The 576-nt window shown below is 63.2% G+C and carries 1 protein-coding gene; it reads right to left on the minus strand.

All coding sequences use genetic code 11. From position 1 onward, the window contains the following. Positions 1 to 576: hypothetical protein (locus K9U41_RS23040; protein WP_282643163.1), on the minus strand; the 576-nt coding region annotated here is incomplete at both ends.

Consider the following 576-nt stretch of genomic DNA (forward strand, 5'->3'; position numbering starts at 1 on the left):
GCGGCGTAGATGCTGATTGGATAGCCGGCCTTGCGCAGCTGGATGAGCTGTCGGACCACTGGCACGTAGAAGTTGCGCGACTTACCTTCACCAGAACCGCCCAGCACTTCAACGTGCTGCAGAAGGTCGATGATGGACATTCGAACCGGGGTGTTTTTCATTGGGGCCAGCAGGTGGCCACGATGCTCCAAGAGGCCCGAGGCCACGCCCAGGTCAATAAGCGGTGAGCGGTCGACCCGCGTGGCGAAGTGCACCTGGTCGGCATAGGCCGAGAGCAGCATGTCGCGCTCCGGAAGGCGCCAGCGCCACCGCTGCAGAGCCTCACGCCAATTGTGGCGCAGACCTTCGACACCAGCGTTGGCTGCACTGAACACCAGATACCGCAGCCGACCAATCCAATGAATGCGAGCTGCAGCGCCTGCTGCAACCAGACCCGCGGCCATGCTCAACACGAAGAAGATGCAGGCGGCCAGGCCCCACTTCACCGTGTCGCCGGCACGTGCTGCGCGGGCCACGGACGCATCTGCGTCTTTCAGATCTTGCAGCACCTTGCGCGCATCGCCCTCTTCCCAGACG

Origin of the sequence: Xanthobacter autotrophicus (genome assembly GCF_029991245.1) — a bacterium.
Lineage (GTDB): Bacteria > Pseudomonadota > Alphaproteobacteria > Rhizobiales > Xanthobacteraceae > Xanthobacter > Xanthobacter autotrophicus_C.